Raw genomic sequence first — 18,114 nt, 5'->3', positions numbered from 1 at the left:
CATAAAAAAATGAGAACGATGAAAAAGATAAGTCTCCTATTAAGTATGGCTTTTTTAAGCCTTAGTTCTTGCGAATTGGTTGATAAGGTTAGCCCAGATGGGAAACTGGGCGGTGAACCGTCGCCGATGGGAGAGGTAGGAAATACTTTTTCATTGGGTTCCATTGCAGGGGTAGCCGACTTCAGCGGAGAGGTAACGGAGTTCACCGATGGAATCAGCACAGTTAAAGCCTCTATTACTATCACTGATCCTCAGATTTTAAACATGGCCAAGTCGGTCGCCGAGTTGAATTGGAATGGTAATACCGCTACTGTGAGTAAGAAATACAGAATTACCGATGAGGGAATTCAAAACGTGTATGATGAAGGCAACTATACATTAGTAAAATATGACGGGAAGGTAGGTGATGAGTACTCCATAAAGGTGGGTGGCAAGAAGTACACACGTACTATTGATTACAAGTCAACAGAAGACGAATATCAATATGCCTTTTGGAATATTAAGGTGATCAAAGTAGTGGAAACAGGCAGGCCTTTGATTGGTGTCAGTAAACTTGAATATCTCTTGAATCATAAATTTGGGATAGTGGGCTTCAAAGTCTATTTCGAAGACGGAAGTGAGAAAGAGGTAAGATTTTTCAGCAAAAACGATGTCTGATACTTTAAAAATAAGATTGGCCGCTTTTACGCTGATGGTTGTCGGAGGAGCTTTAATCCTACTTTATTTGAGTGGTCATAAACCGGCCTTTCTCCAAATCCCGGTTTTTGCTCTGGCCAGCACCTACAATGAGAACAGATTTGTGCAAATGGTACAAACCAATGCCATCGATGAAATTGGGTTTTTGCTGTTAACCGCGGGTTTGGCTCTGTTGGTTTTCAATACTTTCCGTGAGGAGGCCCGTGAGAAGAGGCTGGCGGCTTTTGAGTTTGCTCTTAAATACAGTTTGATTTTAGCAGTCATTGCCTATGTTCTGGTGTTTGGCTATGCCATTTTTGGGGTATTGATGGCCTTGTTTCCGGTGTTTGTGGTGCTCTATTTGATCAAATTTGAGTTGCTTAAAAAAGCCCGGAATTAAACCAAAAACCACACAGCCATAAAATGTGAAATGCTCCCACCGAGCACAAAAATATGCCAGATAAGGTGATTGAATTTCAGGTTTTTCCAGAGGTAAAAAGGTACTCCTATCAGGTAAGAAATACCACCTGTGGCCAGCCACAAGAGGCTTTGATCACTTAAATTTTCTCTCAAGGGAGTGATAATAAACACCGCCAAACCGCCCATCCCTACGTAGGCAAGCGTAGAAACCACATTGAATCTATGGGTGAAGAAATACTTAAACACACCTCCAATTAACACCATAAGCCAGATAGTGCCGAGCAAACTCCAGCCCAAAGTAGTCTGTATATGAGCCAGAATAAACGGGGTAAAACTCCCCGCAATAAGGAAATAGATACTGATATGATCAAAAACCCTAAGGCGACGTTTCAAATATAGTCTGTAAACGCTGTGGTAAATGGTAGATGAAAAATAAACCATCAGAAGAGATATGCTAAATATAGCCGAGCCGAGCAACAGCCAAGCATCTTCCTGAACCCTAATTAGGAGCAAGGGGATACCTACCAAAAAGAAAAGTACACCCAAACCATGTGAGACCATGTTTGCGATTTCTTCGGGGATACTCTTGATAAGAGGTTTGAGCTCTTCAGGCACTTCCTTGTGTATCATTGGCGAAGCACGTCTTGGATAGAGTCATCTTTATCAAAAACACTTTTAGCATATGGGCAAAGCGGAATAATTTTCAAAGACTCTTCCCGGGCCATATCCACAATTTTTTGCAAAAGTTGTCGCCCGGCACCCATACCACGCAGCTCATCTGAAACTTCAGTATGGTCAATGATCAGTTGTTTTGTACCGGCCATGCTGAAAGTCATTTCAGCCAGCGTTTTTCCATCTTTATCTATAAAGGCTTTCCCCTTCTTTTCGTTTTGTTCTAGTTGAACTTCCATTAGCTTTTGTTTTTTGGGTGAGGTACATAGGTGCTGTCGCCCGGCACTTCCGGGAATTCCCGATTATTCCATCTTTCTACGGCCTCTTCCAATTTTTCCTTGCTGCTTGAGACAAAATTCCAGTCAATATACCGCCTTTCAGGAAAGGGAGGACCACCAAAAAGCATGATTCGGCTGCCGCCGACAATTTGAAGGTTACACGCATCATCGGTTTTTGAAATCAACATATTTCCAGCGTCTACAGTATTGCCACAAGCTGTAATGCTTCCGGTTTCAATCAAAATGCCGATCTCACCTTTCAACTGTCCATTGATTTCAAGTAAGTAATCTTCAGTAGTTGAAATCTCCATCATAAAAAGCTCTGAATGCACCGGTACGGGCGATATTTTACCGAACCCTTCACCAGCAATCAGTTTGAAACTGGCACCACCATCTTCCCATGTGGGTAAGTCTTCTGCCGGAATATGATGAAAAGAAGGCTCCATTTCTTCAAGCTCTTTTGGCAGGGCCACCCAGATCTGAAAACCATTCATTTTGTAGCTTTTTCCCCGAAGGTCATCAGGGCTTCGCTCGGTGTGTGTCACACCTTTTCCGGCCGTCATCCAGTTCACTGAGCCCTGTTTAATTCGTTGTACTGTACCAATGCTGTCACGATGCATGATTTCACCATCCAGTAGATACGTCAAAGTTGAAAGCCCACAATGCGGATGCTGATCTACATCAAAAGGCCGATCAGGTTTCACGTCAACGGGACCCATGTGGTCAATGAATGAGAACGGTCCCACCATTTTTTTGTGAATAAAAGGGATGAAACGACCCACCAAAAAATCACCGATATCGCGGCTTCTTTGTGGGATGATCAGGTCGGTGTTTGACATGGCTTGATGAAATGTTATGGGTATAGAACAGATTGCCATGAATTTCTGTTCGGTACAATTTCTTCGGTATCTTTAGAGCTTCAATAACCCTTGACCTTTTGAAAAAATCAACCCTGCTCTTACTTCTGGTGGCCTCTCTGGGCTACTTTGTAGATACGTTTGACCTTATTCTGTTTGTGGTGATTGGCAAAAGCAGCCTGGCAGAAATGGGCTATTCCGGCCAAACACTTGATAATATGCGGCTCTTTCTTTTTGATGTTCAGATGGTCGGTCTTTTACTTGGGGGCATTTTCTTCGGGATTTTAGGCGATAAAAAAGGTAGACTCTCGGTGCTTTTCGGGTCAATTTTACTGTACTCGGTTTGTAATATTATCAATGGATTTATCAATGACATTTACTCGTATACAGCCCTACGTTTTCTGGCGGGTGTAGGCCTTGCCGGTGAGCTGGGCGTAGGTGTCACCATCGTGGCCGAAACTATGCCTCAGAAAATTCGTGGATACGGTACTTCCATTTTGGCAGCCACGGGCGTGCTGGGAGCAGTAGTGGCCGGCCTCATTGGCGATACACTTTACTGGCGAACAGCATTCTTTGTTGGAGGTGGACTCGGCATTTTATTGCTATTGATGCGAATCGGTACGTTTGAATCTGAAATGTTCCTACATGCCAAAGCCGACCAAAAACACGAGCGGGGTAATATTTGGAAATTGATCAGAATTCCAAAAAGTAGAAACACCTATATTCTTAGCTTGCTGGTTGGCATTCCTGTCTTTTTTGTGGTGACTATTTTAATGCAAATGGCTCCCTCACTTGCCACCGAACTGAATATCCAAGGAGAAATTACGACAGGGAGGGCCGTGGCCTTTATTTATACAGGCCTGGCATGCGGAGATGTCCTTTGTGGTGTAGTGAGTCAAAAACTTAAGAGCCGGAAAAAGGCTATTGGTATATTTCAAATACTGAGTCTTTTGATTTCAATCATTTATCTGAATCTCCATAATCAAAGCTCCACCACTTTCTACATTGTTTGTATTCTAATGGGAATTTCCACTGGCTACTGGATAGTCATGATTACCATGGGAGCCGAGCAGTTTGGCACAAACATCCGGGCCACGGTGGCCACCACCATCCCGAATTTTGTGCGGGGAATGGCCATTCCCATCAGCATGTTGTATGGCTTCCTAGGCTCATTTTCTTCCTTAAGCATTATTCAGGCGGCCCTAATCACTGGTATCACCTGTTTTGCTATCGCCATCTACGCGAACTATAAGCTGCCGGAGACTTTTCATAAGGATTTGGATTATTTGGAATGAAGAATTTTAGAAGCTTAACATCAATTGAAATTCCATCATCGGCTAAAACCATACTTACCGAAAACTTTAAATGTTCAATGGTGTTAATCTCATCTTTCGCGGTTTTAACATCTGAGATTAATTCGCTTACAAAAAAGGGCTGACCAACTGGTGATCAGCCCTTCAGGGCTATAAAATGGAGAAAAATCATTTCATATCAACTCCTAACTCTTTAAGGAGTTTAATAGAATTCTCTTTTACATTATCCGGTGGATTCATAGATAAAGATTTTTTAAAGCTTTTAATGGCCTTCTCTTTTTGACCGTTATTCATGTAGCCCTCTCCAAGGCTATCATGCACATTTGGATCATCCGGGTGTTTATTGGCGTTTAATTCAAAAATCTCCACAGCCTTCGCTGTATCTCCCCTTCTTAACATTTCGTATCCCAGCTGATTTAGTTCAGAATTATCAGCGATAGGAATGATCTCCTCTATGACGGCCAAAGCTTTGGTGCTGTCACCTTTGGCCTCCAGAATTCTACTTTTGAGGAAAAGAGAACGGAATGTTTTCTTAGCAAATCTTCTGTTACCTGATATAGGAACCTCAATCCACTCCAACGCCTTGTCATGATTACCAGCTCTCAAACTTGCATACCAGGCGGCATCTTCCCATGTTTCTCTGGAGAAGCCGCGGACAGTTTTCAATTCCTCCTCAATTTTCGCCATGACGACAGCATCGACATCTACCTCAATTTTAAAGGGAATAAGTTTATCTGACCATGATAAAGCAGCTGTTGTACTTGTTCTGTCCAGATCAATAAATTCATAAGTCAAAAATTCTTTGTGTTCCACCTTTTTAGTGGTTACCTCAACACGTAGAACATCCTGAGATTCATCGTAGAAAAAAGTATCCCATGCCGTGTGATTCTTATTGAAAATGACTGTGGCTTTCTGGTCTTCATGAATGATCATGTACAATCCGTACGTTCCGGCAGCAAGGTTTTTCCCTTCAATTTTTACATCATCAGAAAAGCTGATGCTTGTGGCTTCATTACCACCGGCTACCCATGGTCTTTTTTCTCCTTCGGGAAAGGGATTATTCATTAGTCCGAAAGGGACAAGATCTCCCCAAACAGTTCGTTTGTTAACGGCCGGGCGGGAATAAGAAATCATGATTTCGGTTACACCTACTGTCTGAGCCACTTTAGCGGGCTGAACGTTGTCTGGTAAGTACCAGATCTGAGAGAAGGCGGCGGAAATGCCAAACCCAAAAAGGGCGAGGATTAGAAATGCTCTTGTAATTTTAGTTTTCATATATCTGATTATTAACGGATTAGAAATATGAAACAAAGCTCAGAAATTAGCCCTGAGTCAGGCTAAGACTCATGTTGCAATTCTCAGTAGTCATGTTGCAAACAGATGAAATCAAGTATTTTTGAGGTCAGACGGATGATCCTGATAAACTTCTGAGAAAACTCTCGTAAAATAGCTGGGGTCGGTCCAGCCACATTCATAAGCGACTTGTGCAACGGTCTTATCTTCCTCCTTTAGCTTTCTCCTTGCTTCTGCTAAACGTACAGAGCGGATATACAACTGAATGGTAAGACCAGATAGAGCCTTTATTTTGCGGTAAACCTGTGATCGGCTTAAATGAAGCTTGTCGCACAATAATTCGGCGGAGAAGTCTTCATCCGCCAAATGTTCAAAAATGATACTGTTTACTTTTTTGAGGAACGGAGGAATAGCTTCTCTTTTTTCGTTAAGGTCTTCTTTAAATTTATTCTGAAGTTTTTGCTGAAGAGCCACCATATTTCTAATGGTAAGAAGCAATTCCTCTTTATCGAAGGGCTTACCGAGGAAAGCATCAGCCCCGGTTTCCAGTCCGGAGATTTTAGAATCCCGTCCAGAACGAGCCGTCAGCATAATGACGGGAATATGGTCTGTAATTGGGTTTGATTTCAAGGCTTTACAAAGTTGATAACCATCCATTTCAGGCATCATTACGTCAGTAATAATCAGGTCAGGGATAATTTCTTCAGCCAACTGAAGCCCGGCTTTTCCGTCTTTGGCCGTAATTTTCTGATAACTCTCGGGCAAAAGGTCAATCAGGAGTGCGAGAACATCTTGGTTATCTTCCACAAGAAGTATAGTTTCTTTTCCCGGAACCAAAGCACTTTCCGGATCTTTACGACTTTCCTCTGATTGCTCCTGCGGTAGAAAAGAAGTTTCATTTCCGACCTTTTCATACCTATGAACAGGTAATTCTAAGATAAAGCAAGCCCCCTGGCCCGGTTTACTTTCCACATTAATGGTGCCGCCCAAAAGTTCAGTTAACTCTTTGACCAGTGAAAGGCCAATCCCAGATCCTTCCTGGTCTGCAGAGGCTTGTTTTTCGGATTGATAAAATCGTTCAAAAATATGCTCTGCCTCCTGCCTGCTAATTCCACTTCCGGTATCGATAACCTCCAGACGTACCCTATTATTTTTCATGGCTATCTTACAAGTCACAGTACCCATTTCGGGAGTAAACTTTACTGCATTGCTAAGTAGATTGGAAATGATTTTATCCGTTTTATCTTCGTCATAATCCATGAAAATTTCATGCACTTCTTTGATGAGTTGGAGCCGAATCCCTTTTTGTTCGACCAATGAAAGATGTGTATTGACGAGGTAAGACACATATTTTACAAAATCGCCTTGCACCCAATGCACAGGTAAAGAGCCCGATTCGATTTTCGACATATCAAGCAGTTGATTCACCAGCTTCAGGAGCTTTTTACCATTTCGGGTAATTATTTTCTTCTCTTTTTCATTATCAATAGCCTCAGATAAGCCTAAAATAACAGTCAATGGTGTACGAAATTCATGGGTGATATTTGTATAAAACCGGGATTTAAACTCACTGATTTCCCGCAGTTTCTCAGCCTGAATTTTCTCTATTTTTAAAGTATTGAATCGCACGGCGGTGTTTATGGCCATCATTACCAAAGCAAAGGCAATTCCGGCCATGAGGGCATATTGTCCGTAAATAAGAAGATAAAGCAAAAACTGATTATAGGTTCCGCCTTGTAAAATCAACACCAGAGCCAGGACAAATCGAATGATAATTCCTAGCAATAATGGAACGAAGGCCAGAGTAAAGGCTCTTCCAAAAACATTTTTCTTTAAGATACTGTAGACCCCAACAGCCGTTACAAAGACATAATTGAGTAGCAGGCTAAGAATAATCAGTTGAAGATAGCTTGACCGTAACGGGTAAACACTGGCAAAGGATTGGAAATGAACCGCATAGTTAAAACAGATCATCGAATTCACTATCGCAAGAAACCAGAACACTTTTTTGAACGGGAACCGGTACTGGCCCAGAGACAAAAAGGTGTATTGGTAGGCATATATGAAGATAATAGCCAGACTCATGCCTATACTAGCTAGTGGGATGTTCCATTCAGTAAAGCGTGGCAGTGGTGTAAACTGAAGGTCTGTACTGAAAAAGCTAATCCATAAGCCCACACCTAATACAAAAAGAGAGAAATAAAGATGGAGTGGTTCTTTCTCCAGAAAATACCGAATGAAATAATAGAGAAACTGAACAAGTATAAGCCCGATAAAAAAGCCGAAGATGAATTTAACCCAGGAGGTGACTTTCCAAAAGCTTGATGGATTGAGGTGTGAAACCTGAAAATCAGGAATAAAGAACTTATTGAATCCTTTCAGTCTGATATAAATGGTTTTTTGTTCTCCTTTTTCCATTTGAACAGGAAATACATCATGCCAAACTCCGAAGGGTTTATTTTGAGCGGCTACTTTTCCTCCCAGGGAATAGCTCAGATACTCATCATTTTCTCCCGGTACATAGACTTCTGCTGAATCAAAATTCCAGAAACTTCCACTATTCAAGCCCATTAGATACTCTCGACTTTTCTCTGAAGAGTCAATGGTAAACCGCATCCAATAGGTGGCTTCCGGGTTTGGGCGAAGGTTATAGCTGGAAAAAGAGAGCTGATTCCACTGAGCTTGAACCTCGGGTAAGGTGGCCATACCACTACTGTCGCAATAAACTTGCACAGATCGCTTGATGAGGTTGAAATCATAAAGGTAACCACCGGCCCTAAAGTAACTTTCCGGAAATGTGTAGTTCAGAAAATCAAAATAATCTTTTTCCCGGAAGACATAAATATTCAAACCTGACAACGATTTGTCCTCAGATGGAATCTGATTTTTTAAATGAACGAGGTAAGAGAACCCCGCCTTCAGACGAAAAACATCAGCATTGGTTTTGAAGGTTTTGTCTTTTAATGAGGACCCTTTTCCACCTTTTGCTACCGATAGAAGTGTCTGAGCGTCAAAAATTTCAATTTTTTCCCAAGACGTTTCCTGCTCCATTCCAAAAGAGAGCAAAACACCGGACGACTCTAAAGAATCAACATACACGATAAACCAAAAGGAGGCCTCGGGAATTACTTTGTCAGACACCGGCAAAAGCTTTTGACTGAGAGCAGTATACGCATCTGAGGCCGTAAGCTCAGACCCATGGTTTGTGAGTATTTGAGAAGGTCTGCCTAATTCCTGAAAATGGTAACCAAAATAAGGGTGCTGCACCCAACGATCAGATCTGGTGTTTACCTCAAAAGATTCTTGTGCCAAAAGCCATTGAGGAATTAAAAAGCAGACAAAAAGAATGCTGTTCTTTAAAATAGTGGTCAAACGAATGGTTATTTGGAGTAATGCAATTTATTAAATGTTGTGGTTTTTTATGCATCTGTTTGGTAATGAGTAGGCTTAATTCTCTTTGAAAAGGAATAACGTTCTTTTTTTTCAATACAGAGAAGACTCTTGAAACCGGATGAATGGCTGCTTATTGAAAGAATTGCAATATCTTACCAACCCAAATTTGTAGTAACTGACCCTATTTTGATGATGAAGTCCGGCTTGAATCAATTTCTTTCTTTGCTATTATTGCTTATTCCAGCTCTATTGCGTGCCCAAACGGCGGTCATACCAGTCGAAACAAAAGATCATGTTTTACTGCTTCAGGAAGATCAGCAGGAGCGAATAAGAACGACTTATTTTGGAAGTGCATTCACCAATCAATCTGATTATCAATCGGTAGCTTCGCAGTTTCATTACGATGATGCCAATGACGGCATTTATAACGCCGCCTACACGCCCTCAGGCACCTGGAGCCTCACCGAGCCCGCCATTGAGGTAAAACATGCCGATGGTAACAGCTCGCTGGAGTTAAAATACCAAAGTCATACACAGCAGAAACAAAATGACGCCAGTACAGAAACGCGGATTGTGCTGAAAGACCCCAACTATAATTTTCAGGTAACATTGGTTTACAAGGCCTGGGCAGAGGAGAATGTTATAGAACAGTGGACAGAAATTCAGCACAAAGAAAACGGAGCGGTAATGTTGGAGAAATATGCTTCAGCCGATCTCTATTTCACGGGCGATAATTTCTACCTCACCAGCTACCACGGCCGCTGGGCGAAAGAAATGCAGGGCAAAGAAGAAAAGCTGGAGAATGGCAGAAAAATCATTGACTCTAAACTGGGCACAAGAGCCATGTTGCTGCAATCCCCCAATTTTATCTTATCCTTTGACCAGCCTGCTTCTGAAAATGAAGGGAAGGTGATTTTGGGTCAATTGGCCTGGAGTGGCAACTTCAAACTTGATTTTGAAGTAGATACTTATGATAACCTCAAATTTCTGGCAGGCATTAATCCGTATAACTCGGCCTATGCTCTGCCTGCCAATCAGGTTTTTAAAACACCTTCTCTCATCTATGCCATTTCAAACCATGGAACCGGGGAGGCCAGTCGAGGTCTGCATCGGTGGGCCAGAAAATACAGGGTTTTGGACGGTCAGGGAGAGCGATTGACACTTTTAAACAACTGGGAAGCTACCTATTTTGACTTTGATGAAGATAAAATCACCGGGCTTTTCAAAGACGCAAAAGAGCTGGGAGTAGATATGTTTTTGCTGGATGACGGCTGGTTTGCCAATAAATACCCCAGAAACAGCGACCGTTCAGGTTTGGGCGACTGGCAGGAAAACGTCAAAAAACTGCCCAGTGGCATTGGGCATTTGGTCAAAGAGGCAACTAAGGAAGGTATCAAGTTCGGCATCTGGATAGAACCAGAGATGGTAAACCCCAAAAGTGAACTGTATGAGCAGCACCTCGACTGGGTAATCAGACAGCCCGACAGGCCTGAGGTTTACTATAGAAATCAGTTGGTTTTAGACCTTTCAAATCCTGAAGTTCAGGACTTCGTTTTCGGGGTAGTGGATAAACTATTTACAGAGAACCCACAGCTGGCTTTTATCAAATGGGACTGTAATGCCGTTATTTATAATGCCTATTCAGTTTATCTGGCAGAGCAGGAAATGCCGCAGTCTCAGCTGTATGTAGATTATGTCAAAGGACTGTATGCGGTCTTGGAAAGAGTAAGAACCAAATACCCCAAAGTGCCTATTATGCTTTGCTCTGGCGGAGGTGGCCGTGGCGACTATGAGGCTTTGAAATACTTTACGGAGTTTTGGCCCAGCGACGACACAGACCCACTGGAAAGAATCTTTATGCAATGGGATTACTCCTACTTTTTCCCTAGCATAGTCACCTGTAACCATGTCACAGACTGGGGAAAACAGCCCATTAAATTCAGAGTGGATGTGGCCAGTATGGGGAAATTGGGTTTTGACATTGTGTTTAGTCACCTTTCTGAAGATGAAAAAGTTTTCTGTAAGCAGGCTGTCAAAAATTATGATCGTTTCAAAGAAATCATATGGCACGGTGATCAATACCGACTGGTAAACCCGCATGAGAATGACTTTTCAGCGGTAATGTATGTCAATGAAAGCAAGGAAAAGGCTGTATTCTTCGGTTATTTTATAAGCCAGAGACAAAGGCTAATTACCGATAAGGAACCCATTAAATTCAATGGCCTGAATCCTGAAAAACTGTACACCATCAAAGAAATCAATCTTTTCCCGGGCAAGAGAAGTCCGCTAGACTCAGAGAAAGTCTATTCCGGAGATTTCCTGATGAAAGCCGGTTATAATCCAATGATCAATGCGGGAAGAACGAGTGTGGTGTTGGAGATTGAGGAGAGAAAATAGCTGGTTCTACTTATCCTCAAGCATCATTTTAGGGGTTCGAGGCTTTGGTTTGTCGGATCGCTATTTCTGAATTCTAGAATTTAAGATTAGCTTTTGAGTCAAACTATTGGCCAGAGGCCGCTTATAACTACCAAAGAAACTCAGTCTTTACTGAGAGAATTATGAAACTAAACCTAGGCAAGGTTAAAAAAGGATTAATTCAAATAGCAATAGCTGCGGCGATTGTAATATTACTTGTATCAACTCAAAAAATAAGACGAGCAATATTAATTGGGAGAATTAACGATAATTTAAAACTAACTAAGGGTAAAATTATTTCCTACTCGAGGAAAAAAAATAGGCCTATTATAGAATATACCTTCAGTAGTAATAGTACTTCTTATTCTGGAACTGTTGGAGTTTTTGGATCTTCTTTGAATTATTTAGGCAAAACTTTTTGGGTAGCATACGATAGCCTAGATTCTAGAAATCACGCTTTAATACTTTATCATAGTAATCTGGAGGAATTTGGCTTTGATCTTTCCGACAGCATAAAGTTTAAAACACTTCCTAAAAACGCATATAGGGAGGACTGGTTAGGATTTTGATGGCAACTTTTCTACTTTCCGAGAATTACAGCTTCGGTGTGGTGATTTAAATACTCTAGTTTAAGTATTACTTGTCTTCCTTTAACAAACATTGAAACATCGACCAGAGGCGGTGTTGCACTATATCGAAGACCGAGCCTTCGCAGAGACCAGGTTTTAGAGATTGAGGAGAAAAAATAGAGTTTCTTTGGTTCAAATAATCCGGTATTTGTGCTCAGATAAAAAATAACCCCTGATCTGAATTCCAGACCAGGGGTTTAATAATTCGATAAGGTCTTTTGACTCCTACGCCACCTCACCACCGCAGCTACTCCCGGCACCGGCGGTACAGCCATAGCAATGTTGGTTGACGATGATATCTCTGTTTACTAATTCTGAGGCGTTAAACTCGCTAAGGTGTTTTGAGCCGCAGGCTACTTTTAAATCTAGCATTTGATTGAAATCACAATCAAAAATATAGCCGTCCCAGCCAATAGAAAGCGTATTTCTACACATCACATTTTTTGCGGCAGCAGGGTTATAAGCATTGACCAGCTTTTCCATGTAAGCCCCATAATTCCCACTTACTATCAGATAATCCAGATAACGACTGATAGGAATATTGGTGATGGCAAAAAGGTAGTTGAACTCAATGTCGAAATCTGCTTTTAGCTTCCTTTTGAAGTTCATTTCCAGACCGGCCTGTCCACTCGGTAAAAACGCTCCTGAAGGGTTGTAGACTAAATCAAGCGTAAGGCCTGTCCCCTCTTTTCCGTAGCCTACTTCATTCAGCATTTGCAGAGCTTTTATAGAGTCTTTGAACACGCCGTTGCCACGCTGAGCATCTGTTCTACTCTCTGTGTAAGCCGGCAGCGAGCTCACCACTTCTATATTGTGCGTTTTATAAAAATGGGGCAGATCGTGGTATTTCGGGTTGGCTCTGATGATGGTCAGATTACAACGAACGATGATCTTGATATCCTGAGAAATTTCTCTGATTTGCTCTACAAACCACCTGAAATTTGGGTTCATCTCCGGAGCACCGCCTGTAAGGTCTACTGTGTTGAAATTATTATTTCGGATAGCTTCAAGACATAACTCCATGGTTTCACGGGTCATGATTTCTTTTCGGTCTGGCCCGGCATCTACATGGCAGTGATTACATACCTGGTTGCACATTTTACCCATATTGATCTGGAGAATTTCCAGAGCGGTAGGTTTTAATGGAAATAGGTCTATCTCATCAAGTTTCTCTCTGAACTTTGGCATGGAGAATCCGATGCTCTCGGTATCATTCAAGACTTTGATCTGATACGCGGTTTCACCCAAAGCATGCTTCTGGGCTTTTAAAGATTTTACAGGATTCTTTACCATTACATTAAAAGTTCTTTGGTTTTATTCATCATTTGTACCCCATGTACGAGAGAAGCACCTCCACGGATCGCCCCTGCTACATGTACGGCCTCCATGAGCTCTTCTTCAGAGCAGCCTTGCTCCAGAGTATCAGAGGTATAAGCGTCTATACAATATGGACATTGAATTGCATGAGCCACCGCCAGAGCTATCAAGCCTTTTTCTCTTTTGGTAAGTGCCCCTTCCTGAAAAACTTCACCATACCAGTCAAAGAATTTTTTACCCAGCTCAGGGCTGTATTCTTTGATATTGCCAAACTTCTTCAAGTCCTTCGGGTCGTAATATTTATCCATTTCTATAGTTTAATAAGTTCTTGTATAATTGGTACAGCTCCACCGGGCTGGCCTCTTTTTTTAGCCATTTTCTCATGACGGTGTAGTTTGCTTTCAGTATTCTCCAGTAACTATTGGTTTCATATTTTCTGGCAGATACCGTCACATCTTTTTGTATGATTTTGAAGCGGTATCGGTCTTTACTACGCAATAAAATATCATAATCTTCCATGATCAGATGCTGCGGACAAAAGCCATTTAACTCCTCAAAAACCTCTTTCTTAATAAAAAGCGTCTGGTCACCTCCTCTGCACCAGATCATCGGGAAACGGGTAAAGTAGGAATTGATATACATCAAAGGATTGGGGTAGCGGTCAAATTTATATCGGTAACAACCCATCTCTGCTCCTTCTTCAATGGCGGTAATGATATCTGATTTAAAGTCTGAATGTACCAGCGTATCTGCATGCACAAAATACAGCACTTCACCTCTGGCAATGGCCGCACCTTCATTCATTTGATGATTTCTACCAGCGTTTTGACATTTCAAAAAGGTAAAACCAAAATCTTTTACCAATACTTCCAAGCTGTCGTTTGAACCAGGAGAATCGGCAAGAATAACTTCGATATTATTCCCGCAGAGCCTTTCAAGACAAGGCCTTATAGTAGTAGCTTCGTTATATGTTGGGATGATAATACTAAGCAAAGTGGTTTGATATTCTGATTTGCACCCTGACAGCCAATGTACGGATATTTAAGCCAATTGGATGAGCTATTTCAATATTCTGAAAACTCTTAAAGTCAGACTTATTGGAAAAAAGTCGCAGTATTTTTCTATCCCAGACAGCTTCAACTGACCTCAAGTGACTTGTCCAGTTGTAAAGCAATACCCGTTTCTTTTGTTTCCTGTTCAGGTAGAATCTCGGTATTATCCCATACGCCGGTCATCAGGGTTTCAGCATAGCTCCACGGGAGACTATGCTCCATCATGAGTTGATTAGCCTCGAAATTATCGTATTCGTATTTTCTGAATTGATACTCAAAACCGTTTTTATCATCCAGAATGAGATACCAAACAAAGGGTGTTCCGTCGTTGGCTGGCATACCAATAACACCGGCATTTAGCCAGGTTTTTCCATCTTTTTCATCGGCAAAAGGGATGCCGCAGTGACCCGCCAGAATCACCTCGGAATCGAGGACATCAAAATTATTTTGTTTGATTTTCCAGGAGGTGGATTTGAAGATGAATTCAGAAATGTAAGACTCGCTTCCATGAATCACCGAGACGCGTTTCCCGGCATAATTGAAATCAATCTGATTAGGCATTTTATCCAGAAATGCGAGATTTTGAGAAGTCACCTGATCTTTGGCGAAAGGGAACCAGCTGCGGGAAAACATTTCGCAGCGGCCGCCCTCCACGTAATTGCAGCCACAATCATCTGAGCCGCTTAAAATGTTTTCTTCCACATTGCCTTTGATGCAAAGAATGCCCCATTCCTCCACGATATCTGTACATTCTACAGGCGAGGCACAGTAACCAATCAGATCTCCGGTATGAATAATGTTTTCAGGAGAAATGCCCTCTTTTTCTGCCAGTTCTTTGAGTTTTATGAGTGATTGCAAATTGGAATAGCAGCCGCCAAAGACCAGCATCTTTCCTGTTTTCTCTCCAATATGTTTTATGTTTTTACTCATTCGTTTTATGCCAAATTAGTGGCAAAAGATACCCGGCAAATACGGCTATCGAACCATAGATATTTGCTGTCAACAAATCTGCATACTTACCCTGGCTAAGCCAAAGATGCTGTGGAATCCACCCGAAAACCAAGGCCAGACCACTTAATATTCCAGCTCCAATAGCCAGAAAAAAGGAGGCTACGGGCACTTTGACTTTCCACAGGACAAAAACCGGAGCCAAGCCCAAAACCATGGTGCCGCTGATCGTGGTAGCACTTAATATTTCAGGATTTAAGAATACGGGCAACGTGCCTGCCACAGCCACAAGAAACATCGTCAACCGGCCTGCCTGAATACTCAATTTACGTGATTGAAGCAGATCAAGATGTATGAGTTTGGTGGAGGAAGTAAAAGTGCTATCAATTGTGGAGGCGGCCGAGGTAATCATGATCAGGTTAATCACGAGTGTCATGCCCAAGCCAAAAAGCCCCGCCACAGCTGGAACCACTGGTTTGCCGAGATCATTGACCTTCCCGAAAATACCAACATAGCTGAAAAGTACAATACACGCGGCTCCAATGACACCTGCCCAAATAAATGCTTTGAGTGTTGACTTTGGTTCGGCTATAAATCCCCTATCCGTCATCACCGGGTCATGAAAAGGATAGCTTAAACATTGAAGAAAGGCCACCAGTAATAAGTTTAAGCCCTGATCAAGGCTCCAGGTACCGGTTTTTGTGAGTGTCAGAATTCCACCTTCGGTTTTCGGAAAAATATAGCCAAGGATCACCACCAGCAAAACCGCGAACAAGAGCATTTGAATCAGATCGGTAAGTAATGAACTTCTCATACCGCCTTTCATGGTGTAGAGCAGGGTAAGGCCCGTAAAAAGGAGTATTGCCAGATAATAAGGCCAACTTCCGCTTTCGCCAAAATAAGAGCCGATGACCATACTATTTGACCAAACTTCATTAAATAGGCGAAATGCGATGAGCAGTGTGAATAAAACCACTGCCTTTTGACCGAATTTGCCTCTCAAAAAGTGATGAATACTTTCAAATCCACCAATGGTTCTGAGTTGGTAAATAATGCCCCCTGCCACCAGAAAAGATACATAATAAGCCGCATAGGCTAACCCGCCCACAAAACCGAAAGCGTGACCCAAATCAGCCGCATTGGTAATAGATTTGGCAAAAAGCCAACTGATCACCAAACTACTGGTCAGAATCCAGAAGCCTGGCTGCTGTTCGTTTTTACTTCCTTTGAAAAAGTCATTGACCTTAACTGCCTTTGGTGAAAGCCAGAACATCCCTGCCGAAAGCAGAATCATGAGGAGCCATTGAAGGATGTTAAGGTTTGACATTTAAAGAGCCCAGGAAGAGGAAATAAAGTTTCTATTCCAGAATAACTATGTTTTTCCTCGAATAGATTCCGCAAATATCATTTATCAATTGACATCCCACCAAACCTTCGCATTCACACTGTTTCCATTCGTGGCTGAAGCCGCCGCTGAATAACTTTCGGGATTTAAGGCGGCCTCTCCGGCAGGGTAAGGCAGTCTGACAGGAATCTGGTTATTATTCAAACTGGCAGAAATAGTTTTCAAAGCCGGGTAGCCGGTTCTTCTCCACTCTATCCAGCCTTCGTAGCCGTTCACAATATTAGCCAGCCATTTTTGGGTAATAATTTGCTTGATTGGTTCGCTACCATAGGCTACCGCTTCATTGTCAAGATAACCTTCAGGAAGCTCTGTGTACCAGTAGACAAAAGCATCTTTTACTCCTTGTTCATAATGCATTTTGGCATCGGCAGAAAGGAAGCCTCTTTCGGCAGCTTCAGCAATTAGGAAATTCATCTCAAAACTGCTCATAAAATTAGCTTTCATCAGCCCTGCATCTTCTCTGAAAATAGTTCCGGTTAACGAATAATCATTGATAGAAATAGACAGTTGAGAAGCATCGGGACCATTGAGTAAGCCGTTATAGACCTCTGAATTTCCACCCGTTGGTCTGAAGTATCGGGCCTGACGTGGGTCATCCAGGTCGGTCAGTACTTCTTCCATGGTTTCAGACATGATAAAGAGTCCGAAATCACCAATACGGGCCGTTGACATTCTAAAGTTGTTCGGCTGTGATGTGGTAAACTGGTAAAAAGCATCATCAGAGGCATCCAGAATAAGGTTACCGCTACTATACAGATTTTGCAACTCTGAGGTGTAATCACCGGTTTGAGAAATCCGCATCAGATACTTAAATCGTAGTGAATTCGCCAATTTTACCCATTTTGATAAGTCGCCGCTATAAAGAATATCCCCTTGTAAAGAAATCGCGGAGCTGTAGGCCTGCATACTTGTCACTGCTTTTTCCAGATTTTTCAAAATACCATTTTCGCCCAGGTAGATATCCTGCTGGCTATCGTAAGCCGGTGTCAAAAAACCATTTTTGCCTTGTAAGGCTTCAGAGTAGGGTACATCTCCGTACAAATCTGTCAGTTGAGCCGTGAGTAGAGCCTTTAATACCAAGGCTGGCCCTTCATATACCTTAAAGGCAGAATTGTTTCTTGATTTCTCAAGAAGAATTTCATTATCTCTCAGGTTCTCATACAAAAACTCCCATGGATTTCCTCCGTATTGCGACTGCGTGAGGCTATGACGATCAAATAAATTGAAATCAATCGCTGTAAATAGCTGGCCAAGCAAATTGCCTGCTACAAAGCCTTCGTAACTCATCTTTTCTGAGTAATCAAAAAGAACTTTGCGAAGCAATAACTCTGGCTGAACATCCACCGGTGCTACCGGGTTAAGGTTAATCTCCTCAAAGTCATTGGTACATGAGGTGGCCAAAGTGAGTAGAAATCCTGTAAAAAGTATCGTTAAATTTTTCATTGTC

16 protein-coding genes are annotated in these 18,114 nt (G+C 42.1%); 5 read left to right on the top strand and 11 right to left on the bottom strand.

Going from position 1 to position 18,114, the window contains the following annotated elements; translation table 11 throughout:
• Window positions 1–18 precede the first annotated feature (18 nt).
• Window positions 19–657 carry a hypothetical protein gene (locus AFM12_RS18035; protein ID WP_131458468.1) on the top strand — a complete coding sequence of 213 codons (639 nt, stop codon included), beginning with the start codon at window positions 19–21 and terminating at the stop codon, window positions 655–657.
• Window positions 650–1,075, top strand: coding sequence for a hypothetical protein (locus AFM12_RS18030; RefSeq protein WP_055151367.1), 426 nt, complete (start codon window positions 650–652; stop codon window positions 1,073–1,075). Before AFM12_RS18035 ends, AFM12_RS18030 begins: the two co-directional genes overlap by 8 nt.
• On the opposite strand, the gene trhA is transcribed toward AFM12_RS18030, so the two are convergent.
• From trhA to AFM12_RS18015, 3 genes are read right to left on the bottom strand one after another with little or no spacing between them, the layout of a single operon-like run.
• Window positions 1,072–1,725, bottom strand: coding sequence for a PAQR family membrane homeostasis protein TrhA (gene trhA / locus AFM12_RS18025; protein ID WP_055151364.1), 654 nt, complete (start codon window positions 1,723–1,725; stop codon window positions 1,072–1,074). The genes AFM12_RS18030 and trhA overlap by 4 nt on opposite strands.
• Window positions 1,722–2,006: a GNAT family N-acetyltransferase gene (locus AFM12_RS18020; RefSeq protein ID WP_055151361.1), complete on the bottom strand. Its 285-nt coding sequence runs from the start codon at window positions 2,004–2,006 to the stop codon at window positions 1,722–1,724. The genes trhA and AFM12_RS18020 overlap by 4 nt, the downstream gene beginning before the upstream one ends.
• The gene (locus tag AFM12_RS18015) at window positions 2,006–2,884 is read right to left on the bottom strand and encodes a pirin family protein (RefSeq protein WP_055151358.1); all 879 of its coding nucleotides are present in this window, start codon (window positions 2,882–2,884) and stop codon (window positions 2,006–2,008) included. The genes AFM12_RS18020 and AFM12_RS18015 overlap by 1 nt, the downstream gene beginning before the upstream one ends.
• Window positions 2,885–2,982: 98 nt before the next feature.
• Here AFM12_RS18015 and AFM12_RS18010 point away from each other — a divergent pair, with 98 nt between their 5' ends.
• A complete protein-coding gene (locus AFM12_RS18010; protein WP_229308531.1) occupies window positions 2,983–4,197 on the top strand; it encodes an MFS transporter in 1,215 nt (404 codons plus the stop codon).
• 186 nt (window positions 4,198–4,383) lie between these two features.
• On the opposite strand, the gene AFM12_RS18005 is transcribed toward AFM12_RS18010, so the two are convergent.
• Together AFM12_RS18005 and AFM12_RS18000 are read right to left on the bottom strand one after the other, a co-directional pair.
• A complete protein-coding gene (locus AFM12_RS18005) occupies window positions 4,384–5,490 on the bottom strand; it encodes a DUF2911 domain-containing protein (protein WP_055151352.1) in 1,107 nt (368 codons plus the stop codon).
• A 111-nt stretch (window positions 5,491–5,601) separates the two neighbouring features.
• A complete protein-coding gene (locus tag AFM12_RS18000; RefSeq protein ID WP_055151348.1) occupies window positions 5,602–8,880 on the bottom strand; it encodes an ATP-binding protein in 3,279 nt (1,092 codons plus the stop codon).
• A gap of 210 nt (window positions 8,881–9,090) precedes the next feature.
• On the opposite strand from AFM12_RS18000, the gene AFM12_RS17995 reads away from it, so the two are divergent.
• Both AFM12_RS17995 and AFM12_RS17990 read left to right on the top strand, forming a co-directional pair.
• Complete coding sequence (locus AFM12_RS17995) at window positions 9,091–11,298, top strand: alpha-galactosidase (protein WP_229308530.1); 2,208 nt, start codon at window positions 9,091–9,093, stop codon at window positions 11,296–11,298.
• 161 nt (window positions 11,299–11,459) lie between these two features.
• Window positions 11,460–11,885: a hypothetical protein gene (locus AFM12_RS17990; RefSeq protein ID WP_055151345.1), complete on the top strand. Its 426-nt coding sequence runs from the start codon at window positions 11,460–11,462 to the stop codon at window positions 11,883–11,885.
• Window positions 11,886–12,170: 285 nt separating this feature from the next.
• On the opposite strand, the gene arsS is transcribed toward AFM12_RS17990, so the two are convergent.
• The 6 genes from arsS to AFM12_RS17960 form a co-directional block, all read right to left on the bottom strand.
• Window positions 12,171–13,238: an arsenosugar biosynthesis radical SAM (seleno)protein ArsS gene (gene arsS / locus AFM12_RS17985; RefSeq protein WP_055151342.1), complete on the bottom strand. Its 1,068-nt coding sequence runs from the start codon at window positions 13,236–13,238 to the stop codon at window positions 12,171–12,173.
• Window positions 13,238–13,570 (bottom strand): arsenosugar biosynthesis-associated peroxidase-like protein, encoded by a 333-nt coding sequence (locus AFM12_RS17980; protein WP_055151339.1) that lies wholly within the window; start codon window positions 13,568–13,570, stop codon window positions 13,238–13,240. Before AFM12_RS17980 ends, arsS begins: the two co-directional genes overlap by 1 nt.
• The gene (locus tag AFM12_RS17975; protein WP_055151336.1) at window positions 13,563–14,255 is read right to left on the bottom strand and encodes a TIGR04283 family arsenosugar biosynthesis glycosyltransferase; all 693 of its coding nucleotides are present in this window, start codon (window positions 14,253–14,255) and stop codon (window positions 13,563–13,565) included. The genes AFM12_RS17980 and AFM12_RS17975 overlap by 8 nt, the downstream gene beginning before the upstream one ends.
• A 143-nt stretch (window positions 14,256–14,398) precedes the next feature.
• Window positions 14,399–15,244 carry a metallophosphoesterase family protein gene (locus tag AFM12_RS17970; RefSeq protein ID WP_055151333.1) on the bottom strand — a complete coding sequence of 282 codons (846 nt, stop codon included), beginning with the start codon at window positions 15,242–15,244 and terminating at the stop codon, window positions 14,399–14,401.
• Window positions 15,237–16,589 (bottom strand): sodium:solute symporter family transporter, encoded by a 1,353-nt coding sequence (locus tag AFM12_RS17965; protein WP_055151330.1) that lies wholly within the window; start codon window positions 16,587–16,589, stop codon window positions 15,237–15,239. Before AFM12_RS17965 ends, AFM12_RS17970 begins: the two co-directional genes overlap by 8 nt.
• An 84-nt stretch (window positions 16,590–16,673) precedes the next feature.
• Window positions 16,674–18,110: a SusD/RagB family nutrient-binding outer membrane lipoprotein gene (locus AFM12_RS17960; RefSeq protein ID WP_055151327.1), complete on the bottom strand. Its 1,437-nt coding sequence runs from the start codon at window positions 18,108–18,110 to the stop codon at window positions 16,674–16,676.
• Window positions 18,111–18,114: the final 4 nt, after the last annotated feature.

The sequence above is a fragment of the Jiulongibacter sediminis genome (assembly GCF_001306455.1).
Taxonomy (GTDB): domain Bacteria; phylum Bacteroidota; class Bacteroidia; order Cytophagales; family Spirosomataceae; genus Jiulongibacter; species Jiulongibacter sediminis.
Note: the sequence above shows the minus strand (reverse complement) of the source record. Positions and strands in the feature narration are given on the sequence as shown.

Coding starts and splice junctions, on each gene's coding strand:
- AFM12_RS18035 (WP_131458468.1), top strand. CDS start 19: ATGAAAAAGATAAGTCTCCTATTAAGTATGGCTTTTTTAAGCCTTAGT.
- AFM12_RS18030 (WP_055151367.1), top strand. CDS start 650: ATGTCTGATACTTTAAAAATAAGATTGGCCGCTTTTACGCTGATGGTT.
- trhA (WP_055151364.1), bottom strand. CDS start 1,725: ATGATACACAAGGAAGTGCCTGAAGAGCTCAAACCTCTTATCAAGAGT.
- AFM12_RS18020 (WP_055151361.1), bottom strand. CDS start 2,006: ATGGAAGTTCAACTAGAACAAAACGAAAAGAAGGGGAAAGCCTTTATA.
- AFM12_RS18015 (WP_055151358.1), bottom strand. CDS start 2,884: ATGTCAAACACCGACCTGATCATCCCACAAAGAAGCCGCGATATCGGT.
- AFM12_RS18005 (WP_055151352.1), bottom strand. CDS start 5,490: ATGAAAACTAAAATTACAAGAGCATTTCTAATCCTCGCCCTTTTTGGG.
- AFM12_RS17995 (WP_229308530.1), top strand. CDS start 9,091: ATGATGAAGTCCGGCTTGAATCAATTTCTTTCTTTGCTATTATTGCTT.
- AFM12_RS17990 (WP_055151345.1), top strand. CDS start 11,460: ATGAAACTAAACCTAGGCAAGGTTAAAAAAGGATTAATTCAAATAGCA.
- arsS (WP_055151342.1), bottom strand. CDS start 13,238: ATGGTAAAGAATCCTGTAAAATCTTTAAAAGCCCAGAAGCATGCTTTG.
- AFM12_RS17980 (WP_055151339.1), bottom strand. CDS start 13,570: ATGGATAAATATTACGACCCGAAGGACTTGAAGAAGTTTGGCAATATC.
- AFM12_RS17970 (WP_055151333.1), bottom strand. CDS start 15,244: ATGAGTAAAAACATAAAACATATTGGAGAGAAAACAGGAAAGATGCTG.
- AFM12_RS17965 (WP_055151330.1), bottom strand. CDS start 16,589: ATGTCAAACCTTAACATCCTTCAATGGCTCCTCATGATTCTGCTTTCG.
- AFM12_RS17960 (WP_055151327.1), bottom strand. CDS start 18,110: ATGAAAAATTTAACGATACTTTTTACAGGATTTCTACTCACTTTGGCC.